Origin of the sequence: Ruminococcus sp. (assembly GCF_019423705.1) — a bacterium.
GTDB lineage: Bacteria > Bacillota > Clostridia > Oscillospirales > Ruminococcaceae > Hominimerdicola.
In genome coordinates this window covers 192,305-207,628 of the sequence record NZ_JAHZAX010000003.1, presented here as the reverse complement: position 1 = coordinate 207,628, position 15,324 = coordinate 192,305, and the positions used below count along the sequence as shown (strand labels likewise).

General features: G+C 45.4%; 15 protein-coding genes, 1 tRNA gene and 1 other RNA gene. 9 read left to right on the top strand and 8 right to left on the bottom strand.

Annotated elements, in window-relative coordinates:
• Positions 1–123: 123 nt before the first annotated feature.
• The 8 genes from QZ371_RS03905 (at position 124) to tadA (ending at position 8,563) form a co-directional block, all read left to right on the top strand.
• Entirely contained in the window at positions 124–591 is a 468-nt protein-coding gene (locus QZ371_RS03905) for an RNA polymerase sigma factor (RefSeq protein WP_295209720.1), read from the top strand.
• A gap of 51 nt (positions 592–642) precedes the next feature.
• A complete protein-coding gene (locus QZ371_RS03900) occupies positions 643–1,989 on the top strand; it encodes a hypothetical protein (protein ID WP_295209717.1) in 1,347 nt (448 codons plus the stop codon).
• A gap of 201 nt (positions 1,990–2,190) precedes the next feature.
• Entirely contained in the window at positions 2,191–2,616 is a 426-nt protein-coding gene (rpsL, locus tag QZ371_RS03895) for a 30S ribosomal protein S12 (protein WP_117863570.1), read from the top strand.
• A gap of 190 nt (positions 2,617–2,806) precedes the next feature.
• A complete protein-coding gene (rpsG, locus tag QZ371_RS03890; protein ID WP_295209713.1) occupies positions 2,807–3,277 on the top strand; it encodes a 30S ribosomal protein S7 in 471 nt (156 codons plus the stop codon).
• 21 nt (positions 3,278–3,298) lie between these two features.
• Positions 3,299–5,380 (top strand): elongation factor G, encoded by a 2,082-nt coding sequence (gene fusA / locus QZ371_RS03885; RefSeq protein WP_295209710.1) that lies wholly within the window; start codon positions 3,299–3,301, stop codon positions 5,378–5,380.
• A 111-nt stretch (positions 5,381–5,491) separates the two neighbouring features.
• On the top strand, positions 5,492–6,691 hold the full coding sequence (gene tuf / locus QZ371_RS03880; RefSeq protein ID WP_295209707.1) for an elongation factor Tu: 1,200 nt from the start codon (positions 5,492–5,494) through the stop codon (positions 6,689–6,691).
• Positions 6,692–6,905: 214 nt separating this feature from the next.
• Complete coding sequence (locus QZ371_RS03875; RefSeq protein ID WP_295209704.1) at positions 6,906–8,063, top strand: CPBP family intramembrane glutamic endopeptidase; 1,158 nt, start codon at positions 6,906–6,908, stop codon at positions 8,061–8,063.
• A complete protein-coding gene (gene tadA, locus QZ371_RS03870) occupies positions 8,063–8,563 on the top strand; it encodes a tRNA adenosine(34) deaminase TadA (RefSeq protein WP_295209833.1) in 501 nt (166 codons plus the stop codon). Before QZ371_RS03875 ends, tadA begins: the two co-directional genes overlap by 1 nt.
• A gap of 23 nt (positions 8,564–8,586) precedes the next feature.
• Here the strand turns inward: tadA and recR are convergent, their stop codons facing one another.
• The 6 genes from recR to QZ371_RS03840 form a co-directional block, all read right to left on the bottom strand.
• Positions 8,587–9,189, bottom strand: a complete 603-nt coding sequence (gene recR / locus QZ371_RS03865; protein WP_295209701.1) for a recombination mediator RecR — start codon at positions 9,187–9,189, stop codon at positions 8,587–8,589.
• On the bottom strand, positions 9,189–9,539 hold the full coding sequence (locus QZ371_RS03860; RefSeq protein WP_295209698.1) for a YbaB/EbfC family nucleoid-associated protein: 351 nt from the start codon (positions 9,537–9,539) through the stop codon (positions 9,189–9,191). Before QZ371_RS03860 ends, recR begins: the two co-directional genes overlap by 1 nt.
• Before the next feature lie 24 nt (positions 9,540–9,563).
• Complete coding sequence (dnaX, locus tag QZ371_RS03855) at positions 9,564–11,165, bottom strand: DNA polymerase III subunit gamma/tau (protein WP_295209696.1); 1,602 nt, start codon at positions 11,163–11,165, stop codon at positions 9,564–9,566.
• A 60-nt stretch (positions 11,166–11,225) separates the two neighbouring features.
• An RNA gene (gene ffs, locus QZ371_RS03850) (signal recognition particle sRNA small type) lies at positions 11,226–11,325 on the bottom strand.
• Between the two features lie 243 nt (positions 11,326–11,568).
• Positions 11,569–12,450 (bottom strand): chemotaxis protein CheX, encoded by an 882-nt coding sequence (locus QZ371_RS03845; protein WP_295209693.1) that lies wholly within the window; start codon positions 12,448–12,450, stop codon positions 11,569–11,571.
• The gene (locus QZ371_RS03840; RefSeq protein ID WP_295209690.1) at positions 12,451–12,831 is read right to left on the bottom strand and encodes a response regulator; all 381 of its coding nucleotides are present in this window, start codon (positions 12,829–12,831) and stop codon (positions 12,451–12,453) included.
• Positions 12,832–13,123: 292 nt separating this feature from the next.
• On the opposite strand from QZ371_RS03840, the gene QZ371_RS03835 reads away from it, so the two are divergent.
• Positions 13,124–13,210, top strand: a tRNA-Leu gene (locus QZ371_RS03835).
• 205 nt (positions 13,211–13,415) lie between these two features.
• Here the strand turns inward: QZ371_RS03835 and QZ371_RS03830 are convergent.
• A complete protein-coding gene (locus tag QZ371_RS03830; RefSeq protein WP_295209687.1) occupies positions 13,416–14,054 on the bottom strand; it encodes a response regulator transcription factor in 639 nt (212 codons plus the stop codon).
• A 6-nt stretch (positions 14,055–14,060) separates the two neighbouring features.
• Positions 14,061–15,146, bottom strand: a complete 1,086-nt coding sequence (locus tag QZ371_RS03825) for a sensor histidine kinase (RefSeq protein WP_295209685.1) — start codon at positions 15,144–15,146, stop codon at positions 14,061–14,063.
• Between the last annotated feature and the right edge of the window lie 178 nt (positions 15,147–15,324).

Below are 15,324 nucleotides of genomic sequence, written 5' to 3'. Positions count from 1 at the left end.
AAGCTTTATATTTCAGTCTGCATAGCTTTTATGCAGGCTGAAAATTTTTTTTGCACGATTTTTTATTCTTTGCAACCTTTTTGCATTGTGCGGCGTTTTATTTAATGAAGGGAAGTGAAAAGTATGGGGAACGGACAGCATAGTCAGTACAGGCAGATATTAGAAGAATATTCCGATATGGTGACAAGGCTCTGCGTTTTGCACACGGGAAATTTTTCCGACGCTGAGGACTGTTATCAGAACGTGTTCTTCAAGCTTTTCAAGAAGCTGAAAAAGGAGGATATCCCTAATCCAAAGGCGTGGCTTATCAGAGTGACGCTCAACGAATGCCGAAGTGTTTTGCGGTATCGGCTGAGGAAAAACACCGTCGATCTGAATATGGTGGACTCTTTCACGGAGGACGGCAGCGACATCGAGATACTGGATATCATTTTCAGACTTCCCCCGAAATATCGGGACTCGATCTATCTTTATTACTTTGAGGAGCTTTCTATCGAGGAGATATCAAAGCTTACCAACACAAAGGTGAACACGGTCAAGTCCCACTTAAAACGAGGGCGTGAACAATTGAAGGATATGATAACATTGTAAAAATGAAACATTTTTACAACAAAATATCGCAGAAAGGAGCAGAAGATGAAGATGAAAAAGATAAATGCTTTTTACTGTATCAAGACCCCCTCAGAATGGAAGGAGAGAGCGATCTTGAACGACAAGCCTATCAAAAAGCGAAGCAGAAGAGAGATAAAAATAGCAACATTTCAGATGATCGGTGCGGCGGCAATGGCTATTTTGTTGGTGGCTGGCGGTGCGCTGACCCTTTATCGCAGCGGAGAAGAGCATAAGATAAATGTCGGGGCGCAGCAGTCAAGTGTCGATAGTTCGGAAAGCCTTGACAGCACTGAGACTACAGTTGATTTGGAACAGGCACAAAATGCGCTCAAACAGGTCGTTAAAGATAAAGATATAACGGCGGTGGGCATTTATGCAGGCTGTGGCTCGGATGGAACGGGATATCTTTTTGTCGATAAGATATACGTTGAGAAATATACCTCCGAAAAGGGCAAATTGATCGACTGTGTTACTGTGAATGAATATGAATACCTGAAATACTACTTTTACGCTGCGTTTAAACTTGATTTCAGAGCGAAAGATGTTACCACAGGGAAGTTTGTTTATGCGGACGATCTGAAAATGGGTGAAAAGATAGCCATTGGTATTGATCGCAACAATTTGAGCAACTGCCGCACGGGAGAGATCGCAACGGGGCTTGATGATGTGGATTACGACAGCATTGGAACGGATTATTATAGTTCGCTGAGATCATCGCTGGCATATGTTTATGATATGGACACAACAAAAGATACAGGTATGGAAAAGCTTGATAAGCTTGTATTAGATAGTGCGGAGTATATGAGTCAGGACCAGTCAACGTTAGCTGACAATTTCAGCATTGTGCAAAATCCTGTTGAAAAGGACTGGGGATTTAGAATTGATACAGCTGTGAATTTTGTCCAGTATATCAATAATAATGTTGATGGATATGAAGCGGATATCGTTTATCCGCTGGTGATAAGGCCAAAGGATATGGGAAAAACTATGCTTGTTTCGACTGTGGGCAGTTCAATGAAGGGCGTTATTATAAAGGTGGACGGAAGATATTTCAGTATAACTTCTAATTATAACGACATCGTTGAGCAGGACGATATAGATGAATGGTTCAGCTCGGAAAGTGCCACGGTGAACCATAACAGGCATTATTATTTTGATGAGAATGAATGGTTGGTCACGGTCAAATTCAGCAAAGGCGTGAATACATTTTTCTCCGATGATCTGAAGCTTTATATCAACGAAGTACAAAACGATATAACCTATTCGGACAAGACGGACGACAGCGACTATGTTATAACTTATCATAAATTCGGTGACGCCGAGATCGAAGTGGCGGATAAAGAAGAAATTTTAGGCACGGACAACAGTACGGAATGATGATAACGGCAGGGCAGGGGCGCAGTAGCTTCTGCCCTTAGCTTTTTCGGGGAATTGACAGAAAATTTAATGGGAATTTTCAAAAAGTTTAAAAAGTCAAGAAAAAGTGCTTGACAAGTGGGAAGCAATGGTGTATAATATCAAGGTATGCTGATGAATTGTATATCAGCATAAAATCAATTCTATGAAAGGAGAGAAAATATGCCAACCTTTAACCAGTTAGTTAGAAAAGGAAGAAATGTCCTCGCAGACAAGTCTACTGCTCCTGCTCTTCAGAAGGGTTTCAACTCAAAGAAGAAGGTAGTTATCGACCAGAGCTGCCCACAGAAGCGTGGCGTTTGCACAGTAGTAAGAACTGCTACACCTAAGAAGCCAAACTCAGCTATGAGAAAGGTTGCCAGAGTTAAGCTCACAAACGGAAACGAAGTTACAGCTTATATCCCTGGTATCGGACACAATCTTCAGGAGCACTCCGTTGTTCTTATCAGAGGCGGACGTGTTAAGGACCTCCCTGGTGTAAGATATCACATCATCAGAGGCACTCTCGACGCTCAGGGCGTTGCTAAGAGAATGCAGGCGAGATCCAAGTATGGTGCTAAGAGACCAAAGGCAGGAGCAGCCAAGTAATAAACTGAAAAGCTCACTATAATTTAAGGTTATAACTCATTGTCGCATACTGCGAAGACCACAGTTTATGTGGAGTGATTAATATATATTAGTTGACTCTACAAGGAACTGACGGGGCTGTAAAACGGCTGAGGCCGTGGTTACAGAGCGAGTACCTATGAATTCATTATTTGTGAAGGAGGGAATTTAAGTGCCAAGAAGAGGTAGAGTTACAAAGAGAGACGTGCTTCAGGATCCAGTATACAATTCTAAGCTTGTTACACGTCTTGTAAACAACATTATGCTCGACGGTAAGAAGGGCGTAGCTCAGAAGATCGTTTACGGAGCATTTGAAATTGTCGAAGAAAAGACAGGCAGACCTGCTCTTGAAGTATTCCAGGAGGCTATGGATAACATTATGCCTGAGCTGGAGGTCAAGGCTCGTCGTGTCGGCGGTGCAACATACCAGGTTCCTATGGAGGTTCGCCCTGACAGAAGACAGACACTTGGTCTGAGATGGATCACAAAGTATTCTCGTGAGAGAAACGAGGACACTATGAAGGAGAGACTCGCAGCTGAGATCCTCGACGCTCTTAACGGCGTTGGCGGTTCTTGCAAGAAGCGTGACGAGACTCATAAGATGGCTGAAGCTAACAAGGCTTTCGCTCATTACAGATGGTAAGAAGTATAAAGGAGGATATATATGGCAAGAGAATGTAAATTGCAGGACTACCGTAATATCGGTATAATGGCACACATCGACGCCGGTAAGACTACTACCACAGAACGTATCCTGTTTTATACCGGTGTAAACTATAAGATCGGTGAAACACACGACGGTGCTTCTACGATGGACTGGATGGCACAGGAGAAGGAGAGAGGTATCACAATTACTTCTGCTGCTACTACTTGCTACTGGAAGGGTCACAGACTGAACATCATCGACACCCCAGGCCACGTTGACTTTACAGTTGAGGTTGAGCGTTCACTTCGAGTTCTCGACGGTTCTGTAACAGTTCTTTGTGCTAAGGGCGGCGTTGAGCCTCAGACTGAAACAGTTTGGAGACAGGCTGATAACTACCAGGTTCCAAGAATGGTTTACGTCAACAAGATGGATATTATGGGCGCTGATTTCTACAACGTTTTGAATATGCTCCACGAGAGACTTCATTGTAACGCTGTTCCTATCCAGCTTCCTATCGGTGCAGAGGATGACTTCAAGGGAATCGTCGACCTTCTCGAAATGAAGGCTTATGTTTACTATGATGACCTTGGAAAGGATATCCGCCAGGAAGAGATCCCTGAGGATCTTAAGGAGAAGGCTGAGCAGTATCACGCTGACCTTATCGAGCACCTGGCAGAAGTTGATGATGATCTTGCTGAGAAGTATTTCGCAGACGAAGAGATCACTATCGACGAAATGAAGAAGGTAATCAGAAAGAGTACTATCGCTAACACAATGGTACCTGTTACCTGTGGTACTTCATACAGAAACAAGGGCGTTCAGAAGCTTCTCGACGCAATTGTTGACTATATGCCTTCACCAATCGACGTACCACACATCAAGGGTACTGACGTTAATACAGGTGAAGAAGTTGAGAGAATCTCGGGCGACGATCAGCCGTTCGCAGCTCTCGCATTCAAGATCGCAACAGACCCATTCGTTGGTAAGCTCTGCTACTTCAGAGTTTATTCAGGTGTTCTGACTGCCGGTTCTACTGTTTATAACTCCACAAAGGACAAGGACGAGAGAATCGGACGTATCGTTCAGATGCACTCTAACGACAGAAAGGATATCGACACGATCTACGCTGGTGATATCGGTGCTGCGATCGGACTTAAGAATACAACAACAGGTGACACACTCTGCGACGAGGATCACCCAGTACTTCTCGAGTCTATGGAATTCCCTGAGCCTGTTATCCAGCTCGCTATCGAGCCTAAGACTAAGGCAGGTCAGGAAAAGATGGGTATTGCTCTTGCAAAGCTTGCAGAAGAGGACCCAACATTCAGAACTTATACTTCTGAGGAAACAGGACAGACTATCATCGCCGGAATGGGCGAGCTTCACCTCGAGATCATCGTAGACAGACTTCTCCGTGAGTTCAAGGTAGAGGCTAACGTAGGTGCTCCTCAGGTTTCTTATAAGGAGACAATTACTGCTCCTGCAACTGTTGATTACAAGTATGCTAAGCAGTCAGGTGGTAAGGGTCAGTACGGTCACGTTAAGATCAACGTTATGCCTAACGAGTCCGGTAAGGGCTACGAGTTCGTTAACAAGGTTGTCGGCGGTGCTATTCCTAAGGAATACATCCCAGCTGTTGACGCAGGTATCAAGGGCGCTATGGAGAACGGTGTTCTCGCTGGCTTCCAGGTAGTTGACGTTAAGGTAGAGCTGTATGATGGTTCATATCACGAAGTAGACTCTTCAGAAATGGCATTTAAGATCGCCGGTTCTATGGCTTTCAAGGAAGCTATGAGAAAGGCTTCACCAATCATTCTTGAGCCTATTATGAAGGTTTGCGTTATCGCTCCTGATGATTATCTTGGTACTGTTATCGGTGACCTTAACTCTCGTCGTGGTCAGATCCTTGGCCAGGAACAGAGAACCGGTGCTGTTCAGGTTGACGCACTTGTTCCGCTGTCAGAGATGTTCGGTTACTCAAACGACCTGCGTTCAAAGACTCAGGGTCGTGGTCAGTACACAATGGAGCCAGACAGCTATATTCAGGTTCCAAAGTCCATTTCAGAGAAGATCATGGCTTCAAGAAACAAGGGCGAATAATTTTTGCGGAAAAATTTCTGTTTTTCTATTGCAAAGTTTTCATTTATTTGATATAATTATACTACGGTATGTTAAATCGGAAACAATAAAATTTTAAGGAGGAAAATTCCTATGGCAAAGGCACATTTCGAAAGAACCAAACCACACGTTAACATTGGTACAATCGGTCACGTTGACCACGGTAAGACAACTCTTACTGCTGCTATCACAAAGACACTTGCTCTCCAGGGTCTTGCAGAGAAGAAGGATTACAGCAACATCGACTCTGCTCCAGAAGAGAGAGAGAGAGGTATTACAATCAACACAGCTCATGTTGAGTATGAGACAAAGAACCGTCACTATGCTCACGTTGACTGCCCAGGCCACGCTGACTATGTAAAGAACATGATCACTGGTGCTGCTCAGATGGACGGCGCTATCCTCGTAGTTGCTGCTTCTGATGGTCCTATGGCTCAGACAAGAGAGCACCTTCTCCTTGCTAGACAGGTAGGCGTTCCAGCTATCGTTGTATTTATGAACAAGGCTGACCAGGTTGACGACGAAGAGCTCCTCGATCTCGTAGAGATGGATATCAGAGAACTCCTCGACAAGTATGATTTCCCTGGCGACGACACTCCAATCATCAAGGGTTCTGCTCTTGCAGCTCTCGAAGCTCCAGACGATCTTTCTGATCCTGCTTACAAGCCGATCCTTGACCTTATGGACGCTGTTGACTCATTCATCCCAACACCAGACAGAAAGTCTGATCTCCCATTCCTTATGCCTGTTGAGGACGTATTCACAATCACAGGCCGTGGTACAGTAGCTACTGGTAGAGTTGAAAGAGGTCAGCTCAAGACTGGTGACGAAGTTGAGATCCTCGGACTTTCAACTGAGAGACCAAAGACAGTTGTAACTGGTATCGAGATGTTCAGAAAGATCCTTGACTACGCTGAGGCAGGCGACAACATCGGTGCGCTCCTCCGTGGTATCCAGAGAACTGACATTCAGAGAGGTCAGGTTCTTTGTAAGCCGGGTTCTATTCATCCATATACAAAGTTCTCAGGTCAGGTTTACGTTCTGAAGAAGGAAGAGGGAGGCCGTCATACTCCATTCTTCAACAACTACAGACCACAGTTCTATTTCAGAACAACAGACGTTACAGGCGTTATCACTCTTCCTGCTGACAAGGAAATGTGTATGCCTGGCGATAACGTAACAATGGACGTTGAGCTTATCACTCCAATCGCTATCGAAGAGGGACTTCGTTTCGCTATCCGTGAGGGTGGTAGAACAGTAGGTTCCGGCGTTGTAACTGCTGTTAGAGACTAATTTTAGTTAAACATTTCAAATTCGGGTACGAGCTTCGTGCCCGAATTTTTTTTGTTTATTTGTTAGGTAACATCGCAAGAGTTATGGGGTGTTGCCTAAATTTATTGTTAACAGAGCGTAAAATAAGGCTTCCGCACTTTTAAATCGTGGAGAGATATGATATAATTATAATATACAGCTATTATCAATTTTGCACAAGGGGGGTGCGGACGTTTTGAGCGCAAAAAAGCAGGATTATCTCATCGACGTGGCAAATGACGCCACTTATCAAAATCAGAGCGACGAATATAAAAAGTCCTACGCTGAATGGCGTGCAAATCCGCACAATTCCTTCGGTTTTCAGTTCATTCACGACACAAGAGAACATTCCTACATAGACGGCGAGGGTTTTGTTCCTCATAAGGCCGAGGTGGCGGAGCGCATTTCAATGCTGAAATGTTGCAGTTTGCTTGGCATTGTGATGATAATAATGCTTGTTATCGACGTGGCGAATTATATGTTCGTGAACAAATTTGCCCCGGACACTACGGGCACCATAATTTATTTTTCGCAGACTAAAGGCACTTATAGCCATTACGGTCTTGGTATGACCGTTGTGATGGGCTGTTTTTATGTGGCGAAATTTCTTATGCCTGCGCTGGTTTTCAAGCTTGTGACGAAAATACCGAACAAGGTTATTTTTGCAAATTCGCAGGGCTATGAAAAAATGCGTGGCACGGCGCTCGTCATAATGATGGTTATGATCGTTATTGGTAGAATTGGGCAATATGCAATATCTCATCTGTTTGGACTTGTGCACATTGATGGCATTTATTCTATTATGGTTTATAGCGACGATCCTGCAACAATGATGACGTCATTTATTTTCTTTGCAATTGCGTATCCAATAGTGCAGGAGATATTCTTCAGAGGAGTTGTGCTTCAAACTTTCCGCCAATTTGGCGACACTTTCGCTATAATTATAACTGCGCTTGTCAATGCATTGTGCTTTTATGATGCTACATACTTCTTGTTTGTTGTCTGCTGCACGGCTGTGTTGGGATTTTTCACTATCAGAACTGGTTCTGTTATGACGGCAGTGTATATGAGCATTTGCTCTCATATCATAAACTATATGCTTTCTTATATTCACATATATAATATGACATATTCCGTGGTAATTGAAGTTGTTGTCTGCGCTGCGATCGTTGCGATCTCGCTGATACTATATTCAAGGCTCACAAGCTTTGGCGACTGGTCGTTCAACATCGAGCACGATAATTCGTATATGGCGATGTCGAAGCGTATCAAGTCCTTTATTGCCACAAACAGCGTTGCTGCTTGGATAGCGGCCGTGCTGGTTGCAGTTTTCGTCTGCTCGAGGGTAATATGATGACACGGGACGAACTTTATATGCAAAAGGCGCTGGAGCTTGCGGCGCTGGCGGCGGAGCATGGCGAAGTGCCTGTTGGTGCGATCGTTGTTGACCGTTCAACTGGAGAAATTGTCGGCAGGGGATTTAACCGACGTGAATATGGCAGATCGCCCCTAACTCACGCAGAAGTTGTGGCTATCGACCAAGCGAGCCGAAAGCTTGGTGGCTGGCGGCTTATGGGCTGCGAACTTTTTGTGACACTTGAGCCTTGTCCGATGTGCGCAGGTGCGATAATAAATTCTCGGGTGGAGCGTGTTGTGTTCGGCGCATATGATAAAAAGGCAGGCTCCTGCGGTTCGGTGGTGAACCTTTTTGAGCTGCCTTATAATCACAAGCCGCTGTGCACTGGCGGAGTGCTTGAAGAGCGTTGCGCTGGGGTGTTGTCGGATTTTTTCAAAAATTTACGCATTGCAAAATCAACAAAATCAAAAACGCATAAAAAAAACCTCTCCGAATGATCGGGGAGGTTTTGTGTTATTTGCTATATCTCGTTTCTGTTTTCGAGAGCTTTGTAAAGCGTCACCTCGTCGGCATATTCCAGCACGCCGCCGATCGGCAGACCGAATGCAAGCCGTGTGACTTTTACGCCGAGTGGCTTCAAAAGCTTTGAAATGTACATCGCAGTAGCTTCGCCCTCAACAGTCGGGTTGGTCGCCATAATGACCTCGCCGATATTCTCGGGTTCGATCCTGGCAAGAAGCTCTTTGATCTTCAGCTTATCGGGAGAAATGCCGTCGATAGGGGATATAAGGCCGTGAAGAACGTGATAAACGCCTTTGTACTCTTTGGTTCGCTCAAATGCCGCAATATCTTTTGGATCCTCAACAACGCAAACTGTTGTATGGTCACGCCTTGGATCGGCGCAGATAGGGCATTTAGGCTGGTCTGTGAAATTCTGACAGACCTTGCAAAGATGAACGGTCTTGTGTGCATTGGCGATAGCATTTGCGAACGCCGACGCTTCTTCGTCAGTCATCGACATAACGTGATAAGCAAGCCGCTGGGCTGTTTTCATACCGATACCTGGCAATTTTGCGAACTGTTCGGCGAGCAGCACAAGCGGAAGCGCATTTGATTCAGCCATTAGAAAAGACCAGGGAATGAAACTCCGCCTGTAAGCTTCTGCATTTCTGTGTCGCTTACCTCGTCAAGATTTGCAACAGCCTGATTGAACGCAGCCATTACGAGGTCCTGAAGTGTCTCAACGTCCTCTGGATCAACGACCTCAGGCTTGATATTGAGCTTGAGCACGTTTCTCTTGCCGTTGATAGTTACCTCAACAACTCCGCCGCCTGCTGTGCCTGTGAATTCTCTCTGCTCGAGGTCAGCCTGGAGAGCTGTGATCTCGTCCTGCATTTTCTGAGCCTGCTTGAGCATCTGATTCATATTATTTGATGGACCCTTGCCCATACCCTGTGGAAGTCTTGCTTTCATTTTAAAAACTCCTTAAAATCTAAATTATTTTTTTATATCAACCTCAATATCAAGCTTTTTCGCCTTTTCGAGTAGCTGATTGATAGGATTTTCCTTATCCTCGGGAGCTACGTTCTTGGCGGATTTCACCTTGATAGTGAAGGTCTGTCCGAAATTATTTTTGAGAATGTCATTTAACACCGTGGCATCGCCGCTTGCCTTGAACTTTTTCAGATAAAAGTCATTGTGGACGATCATCAGCAGTACGTTTTGACACATATACGCTTTTGAATCGATGAGAAAACAGCCGATAGCTGGGTTGACCTCGTTGACCTGCTGGATAATTGAATCCCAAGTTTCGACGATCTTGAAGTCGCTGGGCTTCATCTTTTTGAAGTCGGGATCGACGGGTCTTGGCTTTGGCTGCTCGGTCTGAACAGGTTGTCCGCCCGTTGGCTGTGGTATGGCAGCGCCGTTTTTAAGGGCGTTTTCAAGTTGCGCTATCCTGTTCATAAGTGCGGTTATCTCCGCACCGCCAGCCGAAACACCGCCTGTGGAAGCCTTCGCCTTTGCGCCGCAAAGCTTCACAAGACACATTTCAAGCTCGATACGCTTTGAAGTGCTTCGTGCGAAACGCTCGCTGCATTCTTGAAGAATGGTTATATCGCTGAGGATATCGTCAAGCTTCATTTTCTCGGCGATCTTTGTCAGTCGGTTGAACTCTTCGGGCAGGCAGGTGATAAGTTCACGGCTGTTGTCGATAGTTTTGATGAGCATAACATTTCTCATCTGTGCAAGCAACTCGCCTGCAAGAACTTTCAAGTCCTTGGACATATCGTAAAGCCTGTCAACGGTCTTTAGCGCCGCAGCAGCGTCCTTATCGCTTATTTTCTCAAGTATATCGAAGAGGTAATCTCTTCCTGCGATTCCCGACGCAGATGAAACAACGTCGAGGGTGATATCATTTTCGTATGCAACGCATTGATCCAAAAGGCTCAAAGCGTCACGCATACCGCCGTCGGAAAGCCGTGCGATCATACCTGCGGCGTCCTCGTGAAGGGTGAAACCCTCCTGCGAAGCGATGTACATAAGCCTCGAAACGATATCTTCATTTTTAATCCTGTGGAAGTCAAAATGTTGACATCTTGAGACGATAGTCGCAGGCACTTTATGTATCTCCGTGGTGGCAAGAATGAACTTGACGTGCGGAGGAGGCTCTTCCATAGTTTTCAGCAGGGCGTTGAACGCACCAGGCGAAAGCATATGCACCTCGTCAATTATATACACCTTATATTTACATATCTCCGGAGTATAAACAACGCCCTCACGAAGCTCTCTGATATCGTCCACCTTTGAATTTGAGGCGGCGTCGATCTCGATTATATCCGAAAGTGCGCCGTTATCGGCATTTTTGCAGATATCGCACTCAAGGCAAGGCTCGCCATCGTGAGGATCAAGGCAGTTTATGGCCTTTGCGAATATCCTCGCACAAGTGGTCTTACCAGTACCTCTCGAGCCTGTGAAGAGATATGCGTGAGCGGTCTTGCCGCTTTTGATCTGATTTTTCAGAGTGGTGGTGATATGTGGCTGCGAAACAACGTCGTCAAAAGACATTGGACGCCATTTTCTATACAATGCCTGATACAAAACCCTCACTCCCATCAAGACAAATAGGCAATTGCGCATAAAAAATCAATCCGACATATCGGCGTGCGGGCGGAACTGTGACACACGAAACAGACCGCTTAATGCTGCTCGGTTCCCCGCCTGACATGGTTCACAGCGTTTCATTGCACAGGACCCACACACCTATATCTCGGATTGATGAGGAACAATAACTGAATCATATCAATCTAACTTTTGTTACTTCACTATTATACCACAAACCGCTTGAAATTGCAAGGCTTTTTTTGAAAAAAGTTTCGTAATTTATAATACGCCTTATGCGCTCAATATGATAATTTCGACAAATCATACAAATCAAACAGCCGCAGGTCAAAAAGGCTTGCGGCTGAAAATGTTATGTACAAAGATCGCTTGTCCTGCAAAATCACTTAGCGGCGATGATGAAGTTCACCTTGCCGAATGGGAAGTTTACAGGAATGCAGAATGCTGTGTTCTCGAATGAGATATCCTGCTCAGGGAAGAGCTCCTGCGGAGTGAGTGTCAGCTCAACGCCGTGCTCGTTTGATTCGTTTACGATGAACAGTCCGTCGTTTACGTTAAGGAACTCGCCGACTGTTGCGTTTACGAAGTCGTCAACTTCATTGAAGCTTTCCTTTGCAAATCTTTCAGCGAAGCCAAGATAAGCGGCGCTGTCAGCGGCAATGCAGGCGCAGGCGTTATAGCTGCCCTGAACTTTCTGCATAACAAGGTTCTCAGCCTTATAAGAGCCAACGATAGAAGCTTCCATTGGCGTGAAGTCGTCGCCGATAAATCTGATAAGGTTCTTAAAAAGAAGCGTCACATAATCTGTGCAAATTCTTGCATTTTCGGCATTATCGAAGTGATAGAACTCTTTGATAAGGTTGTGGAGCGTTTCGCTCTGATTATCTGAGACCTCGTCTGTGATCTGATTTTCAGCCTTATAGTCGTTGATAGCCTTTTCAAACTCGGCGTTAGTAAGTGCGCCGTTGTTTACAAGTGTCTGACCAAGCAGCAGATAATCGGTCGGCTGCTGTGCAAGGAGCTTTTCAACGTCGTCAGCGGTAACATAGCCAAGCTCAACGGCAAGGTCGCCGAAGCGCTTATCAACGCTCTGCTGAGTGATATTAACGTGCTCGACCTGCTCGGCTGTCATAAGTCCTGCGTTGATAGCAAGCACGCCGAGGCGGAGTCTTGTATGCTTCTTTGCTTCAAAGGCCTGCGTCAGATCCTCTGCGGAGCAAAGCTTATGGTTGAAGAGATAACCACCAAAAAACTGCGCAAACATTTACAGAACCCCCTTTGCAACGTTCTCGAGGACTTTCATAGCGTCCTCATCAGCGATAGGCTTCTGCAAGAAGTCAACAGCGCCTGCTTTGAGAGCTTCCTTAAGGTGACCCTGTGTACCAACGGACGAAGCCATTATGACCTTAGCGTCCGGGTCGATATCGATAATCTGCTTGAGCGCCTCAAGACCTGTTACCTTTGGCATAATGATATCCATAAACACTACGTCAGGCTTATTCTCCGTATATTTTGCCACAGCTTCCTCGCCGTCAGCGGCTTCAAAAACAGCCTTGACCCCGAAGCTGGAAATTGACATACTCAGCTTTTTCCGTGCGAACATCGAGTCGTCACAGATGAGTACAGTCATATCACTTATATTCATTGATGAACCCCTCCTAAATGGTGTTGTGTATATTTATAGGTGTCGCCGCACTATTGCCGATGAGCGGCGTATGTATCTGTAAGGCAACAACGCACAAGGATAGAGCGTGCGTTATTGTCCTAAACACCTTGTTTTTATAGTATATCATAAATTCCTCCAAAAGTCAATAGGAGGCCAGCTTGTTTTATGGTAAATGTGTACAAAGGGCAAAGCAGGTGTAAAAAGTAAAAAATATTGCGTATCTGCTTGACAAATCGCTGGCGGTGTGGTATAATATCATAGTTGATGGTATGCCGGTGTGATGGAATTGGCAGACGTGTCGGACTCAAAATCCGATGGTAGCGATACCGTACCGGTTCGACCCCGGTCACCGGCACCAATTGTAAATACGCTCCACTTTTGTGGGGCGTGATTTTTTTGCACCGCTGAGAAAGTTTTGTTTATAAACCGAACAATGATAGGTGCTTGCACCCCGTTTATTTACGCTCTACTTTTGTGGGGCGTATTTTTTATGTAGGGGACGGCGTCCTCGACGTCCCATTAGTTTATTCGCTCGGTGGAATAGAGCTTATTGTATGTTTTGCCTAAACCGTCGAATTTCTGTCTATATTTGTATAATAGAACACCGCAAGCTGTGTGCGGTCACGGAGGGAGAGTTTTTCTAGTATGGTGCTGATATAATTGCGGACTGTGCCTTCGCTCAGATACAGCATTTGTGATATCTCTTTGTTGCTGAGACCTTTCGACACAAGGGTGATTATCTCCTGCTCCTTTTCGCCGATATCAAAGCGGCTGAAATCAAAGCTGCCCTTGTTTTGTATCAGCTCGGGGAGCTTGTTTGCCACCTCGCTGCCGAACACGGTCTGACCTTTCATAACTGTTTCAAGGGCAGGGGCAATGCTTTCAAAATCCTGTTTGAGGATATAGCCCTTTGCGCCCATAAGAACGGCTTTGATTATGTATTCGTCATCGGAAAATGTGGTTAGGTAGAGGATTTTTGCGTCGGGGTGCTTGTCGAGGATTATTTCGCCTGCTTCAAGTCCGCTCATACCCTTCATTCTGATATCCATAAGGATACAATCGGGGGAGTGCTGGTCGTAAAGGGCTATGGCCTCTTCACCGCTATTTCCGCTGGCAAGGACTGTTATTTTGCCTGTGCTTTCAAGTATGGTTTTCAGCGACATTGCCACAAGCTTGTCGTCATCTATCATTACAATGTTCATTTTGCTTTACCCCACATTCTGCATAATTTTAGGCTTCGGCGCAGAGACAAAGACCTTGAAGCCTGTTTGCCCTGCGGTGATATTTATTTGTCCGTTTACTGCGCTGACACGTTCACGCATATTTGAAAGGCCTATGCCGCTTTCCTTTATCTCGCCGCTGCAAACTCCGTTATCCTGTATTGTAAGCTGATAAAGGGCTGGGTGCTCACGGATAGTTATTTTTACTTTATCGCCTGTGCTGTGGCGTGCGGTGTTGGAAAGGCACTCTTTCACTATGCCTATGAAGCATAGCTTGATATCTTTGGGCATTGTTTCTGTGAAATCATAGTCGCAATCTATTTTAAGTCGTCCGTCCATAGATCTTATACATTCATCGACGGCAGGCCGCAGGGCGATGGAATCGTCGTGGAGGTCGTGGACGCTGCTTCTTATGCTGGTCATTGCGTCGTTGAGGGTGGCGCTAAGGTCTTTGAGACTGCCGCTTATGTTGTCGTCCTTATTTATAATAGTAAGAGCGCCAAGCTGGAGGATAGAGCGTGTGAGCATATGGCCGACGTTGTCGTGAATCTCTCGGGCGATACGGTTGCGCTCCTTGAGGGTGGCGAGGTATATCTCGTAATCCTGTTCACGGCGAAGCTTTTTGTTTTTCTGCACAAGTTCCATTGTAAGCTCTTCGGAATCGTCACGGGTGGAGATAAGTTCTTTGTGAAGCTTGTCGGTCTGGATCGTCCGCAAAGAAAGGGTCACGCAGCAGAGCAGGCAGCCGATAAGAGGAAATATCTGTCCGCCAAGGTTTTCAAAATTGCAGGCGATCGATATTGGTATTGTGAAAAGCAGGGGATAGTATTTATATCTGATCGTATCGTATGCTATCATAGGCACGGCAAGGCAGAAACAGGGGTTCACAAGGCAGACCGCATAATATATCATTTGCAAGCCAAGGGTCACATAGCTTTTGGAAAATATCTGTCCTATGGCGGAGAAAATGACGGCGAAAAGCATTGCTGTGACGGCGTCGAAACCTGAACCTTTTGCGGCCAGTATTGCAACGCAGCACACGAATATTATAAGCTTATCCCAAAGTTTGTTCATTTTCTCACCGCCTTTTGATATTGTCGTAACTTTATTTTAGCATAACGGCAAAGGTTTGTAAAGGAAAAAGGGGTGGTGGGGGCAATAAAGTGACAAATGTCACATAAGAAAATGACTGCGCTCACTAGCTTTTTTGTCTGAGATAGGATATAATTAGTATAGTGAAAAGCGAGAAACG

Coding starts and splice junctions, on each gene's coding strand:
- QZ371_RS03905 (WP_295209720.1), top strand. CDS start 124: ATGGGGAACGGACAGCATAGTCAGTACAGGCAGATATTAGAAGAATAT.
- QZ371_RS03900 (WP_295209717.1), top strand. CDS start 643: ATGAAAAAGATAAATGCTTTTTACTGTATCAAGACCCCCTCAGAATGG.
- rpsL (WP_117863570.1), top strand. CDS start 2,191: ATGCCAACCTTTAACCAGTTAGTTAGAAAAGGAAGAAATGTCCTCGCA.
- fusA (WP_295209710.1), top strand. CDS start 3,299: ATGGCAAGAGAATGTAAATTGCAGGACTACCGTAATATCGGTATAATG.
- tuf (WP_295209707.1), top strand. CDS start 5,492: ATGGCAAAGGCACATTTCGAAAGAACCAAACCACACGTTAACATTGGT.
- tadA (WP_295209833.1), top strand. CDS start 8,063: ATGACACGGGACGAACTTTATATGCAAAAGGCGCTGGAGCTTGCGGCG.
- recR (WP_295209701.1), bottom strand. CDS start 9,189: ATGGCTGAATCAAATGCGCTTCCGCTTGTGCTGCTCGCCGAACAGTTC.
- QZ371_RS03860 (WP_295209698.1), bottom strand. CDS start 9,539: ATGAAAGCAAGACTTCCACAGGGTATGGGCAAGGGTCCATCAAATAAT.
- QZ371_RS03845 (WP_295209693.1), bottom strand. CDS start 12,450: ATGTTTGCGCAGTTTTTTGGTGGTTATCTCTTCAACCATAAGCTTTGC.
- QZ371_RS03840 (WP_295209690.1), bottom strand. CDS start 12,831: ATGAATATAAGTGATATGACTGTACTCATCTGTGACGACTCGATGTTC.
- QZ371_RS03830 (WP_295209687.1), bottom strand. CDS start 14,054: ATGAACATTGTAATGATAGATGACGACAAGCTTGTGGCAATGTCGCTG.
- QZ371_RS03825 (WP_295209685.1), bottom strand. CDS start 15,146: ATGAACAAACTTTGGGATAAGCTTATAATATTCGTGTGCTGCGTTGCA.